At 24.9% G+C, this 3,287-nt stretch carries 4 protein-coding genes; all 4 read right to left on the minus strand.

The window, feature by feature from the left end:
• Nucleotides 1–1,140, minus strand: a 1,140-nt coding sequence (locus E6248_RS14685) for a glycosyltransferase (protein WP_316341528.1), incomplete at its 3' end; no start/stop codon positions are given.
• Between the two features lie 69 nt (nt 1,141–1,209).
• A complete protein-coding gene (locus E6248_RS14690) occupies nt 1,210–1,860 on the minus strand; it encodes an acyltransferase (RefSeq protein ID WP_316341529.1) in 651 nt (216 codons plus the stop codon).
• Nucleotides 1,857–3,017 (minus strand): hypothetical protein, encoded by a 1,161-nt coding sequence (locus E6248_RS14695; RefSeq protein WP_316341530.1) that lies wholly within the window; start codon nt 3,015–3,017, stop codon nt 1,857–1,859. Before E6248_RS14695 ends, E6248_RS14690 begins: the two co-directional genes overlap by 4 nt.
• Nucleotides 3,018–3,287: glycosyltransferase (locus E6248_RS14700; RefSeq protein ID WP_316341531.1), on the minus strand; the 270-nt coding region annotated here is incomplete at its 5' end.

Below are 3,287 nucleotides of genomic sequence, written 5' to 3' on the forward strand. Positions count from 1 at the left end.
AAAAGATTTAATAAAATACTTTATCTTTTTATTTCTAATATTTTTTAATTGATTTAATATGTCAGTATCTTTTATTTGAAATACCTTAGAATTTTCAAAAATATCTAAAATCTGACTCTCTCTATCACTCCAATTTAATCTCTCTACAGCATACTTTCTACATGTTTCTTTCTCTTTTATAAGCTTACTTCTATTCTCTATATAGTAATACATTTTTTTAGCTAAATCTTCTTTTTTTACTACACATAAAGGCCAATAATAAGCATCTTGTCTAGTTTTATATAAGTCTATCTCTACTAACTTACCAATATTATCATTTATTATTTCATTCATGGGCTGATTATTTGGAACTATTACAGGTAATCCACTTGATAATGCTTCAAATTGAGTAAGGCCTAGCCCTTCTAAATATGTTGGATATACATAAACATCACCTAAGTAATATAATCCTGGAGGAGAGACTGTTTTATTTATTATTTCTATGTTATATCTCTCAAAATCTTTATATTTTAACGAAATTATTTCATTTATAGGTTTTTGTGTATGAATAATTAGTTTAGATTCTTTATATAATCCAAACTCTATAAAAGTTTCAATAAGTAAATCTGTACCTTTCCTATTTGACATTCCACATGAATGAAAGAAACATAGCTCCTTACTCTTTTTCACATTATATTTATATAAATCTATATTAGTCCCCCATGGAACATAGTAGCATTGCTTATGATTTTTAAAAACACTATAGTGCCTTAAAGTGTTACAAATCAAAAAATCATAATTATTAAAGTCTGATATACTTTTGGGAGTATAGTAATCTATATAACTTCCAACCTTTATATTAGGAAAATTTAATTTTAATTTCAAAATCGGCTCTATCTCTGCTTGTTCATTAAAAAATATAATATCTATACTATTCTTAACTATCCATTTCCTTAATTCTCGCCAGTATATATCAGTGCCCCACATTCTACTTCCCCAAGTAACATAATCCTTATCCCAATTGCTATCATTAATAGCATATTCCTCACCAGCTCTTGCAAAAACAAATACATTATGCTTTTTCTCCAATAAATCTAAATAAGATTTTGTAACATAAGCTGCTCCTCTTTCAAACCACGTACTAACAAATCCAATATTCATTCGAATTCACTCCATTATTCCTTTATATAAATTTTAATATCATCTACTTTCAATAATTTTTCTAATATCTTATCTCCAAGAAATATTTTCTTTTATAATCTTTGCTGGATTACCAGCTATTATGCACTTTTCCGGGAAAATCCCCTTAACAACCGCATTAGCTGCTACAATACTACCTTCTCCTATTTTGGTATTTCTTAATATAGTTGCACCAGCTCCAATCCAACATTCATCTCCTATGTTGATATCTCCTAAATAATTTCTACCATCAATACTCTTCCCATCATTATCCATAATATTTACTCCCCAAGATATTGCACAGTTATTCCCTATCCTTATATTATTGTAGCAAACTATTTTATTTTCAGCCGAAAAATATGTATTTTCTCCTATAAAAATACTTCCACCTTTATCAACCACTATTTTTGTTTCAGGTCCTAACCTAACGTTATTATTCAATATCAATCTAGAATTACAATTTATATTAAGTAAAGTAGAATAATTTAGTCCCATATAAAATTTACTTATCATGGGAAATCCAATATAAGCTTTCCCATATATTTCTATCTCTGATTTTTTATCTTTTATAATCTTAGACTTACCAAAAATCAACAACATATTATTAAGACTAGAAATATCAAAATATTTATTATATGTAATATTGTATATTAATGTTTTAAATATCTTTATTTTACACAATAACTTTAATTTACCATTCAATTTATTTTCTCCTTAATTGTTGTAAGTTTTAATATAGCTCCAAATATTATATATAAATATGGAATTACAGGAATCATTGTAAATATATCACCAAATAATGCAGCTAGTGCTAAAGATATTACTAATGCTATCAAAAATAAATTTTTATTTGATTTTAGAATCATTAATATAAATCCTAAAACAATTGTAGCTAATCCTAAAAATCCTAAAGTATAATAAATCCTTACAAATAAATTATCCGTTAACATCAAATCAAATTGAGAGTTTAAAACACTATTATTTACTCCTATACTTCCAAATCCATTTCCAATTAATTTATTAGTCACATTTAAATTAAGCCATATATTATATATTCTATCTAAAAGTGACGCAGTACTAAACAGGTTCACATTATCTATTTCATTTATTAAATTGGGTATTACAATTATGATTGTTGATAATTCTAATAATAAAAAAATTATTCTGAGTATCTTATTCTTAATAATTTTAAAATTGAAAAATATAACTATGAATGTACTGTACGCTAAATAACTCAATCTACTAAATGAGAAATAAACTCCTATTGTAAATATAATAAATTCTATGACTGTAATGTATATATTTTTTTTGTAAGTTTTTTCTTGCTGTAGATATATAGATATTGCACATCCTAAAAACATAAGAAGTCCATACTCAATATGAGTTGGTAAAATAGACTTTACTCCGTATTCACCGAATCTTACAACCAGAAAATCTAAATTGTTTGTTATTTTGAAATATATACCTAATATACCTATTGCAATAGCAATATTTTTCATAACCCTTAAAATCATATAGTATTGCTCTTTACTATTAACAATGTTATAAGAAATAAATATAATAGATGGCCATATTATAAAATATCTTATATCATACATACTTTTTAGAATTGATTCCCCATTAATTAGGCCTATGAGTATTTGTATAAATAATAGTATAGATAATAACCATGATATTTTACTCATTCTAATTTTTTCTCTATTTCTTATTAACATTATAATTGCTATAAATAGTATAGAAAAATCCCTTATAAAGCTTATTATTACTTCATTTTCTTTAAAAAAGTTTAACTTAAAAAAATGATACAAGGCGGTTATAACTATAATGTAAAGAATTAAAATTTTATCAATTTTTTTCATCTAATTCTCCATAAAGTTATTACCTGATAATAACTTATTTATCTTTTCATTATTGATCTTACTATTATATTTAATCATAACTTTTTTAAATGCTCGCTCTCCCATTTTTTGTCGTAACTCCTTATTTTCAATTAAATCTATACTTCTAGTTACAAAGGTTTCTATATCATTTGCTAAGTATCCATTTTCCCCATCATCAATAATATTAGAAATTGCTCCATAGTTCAAAGCTATAACTGGAATTTTATTGGAGAATGCTTCTATTACTAC

The sequence above is a fragment of the Clostridium sp. genome, assembly GCF_032552055.1.
GTDB lineage: Bacteria > Bacillota > Clostridia > Clostridiales > Clostridiaceae > Clostridium.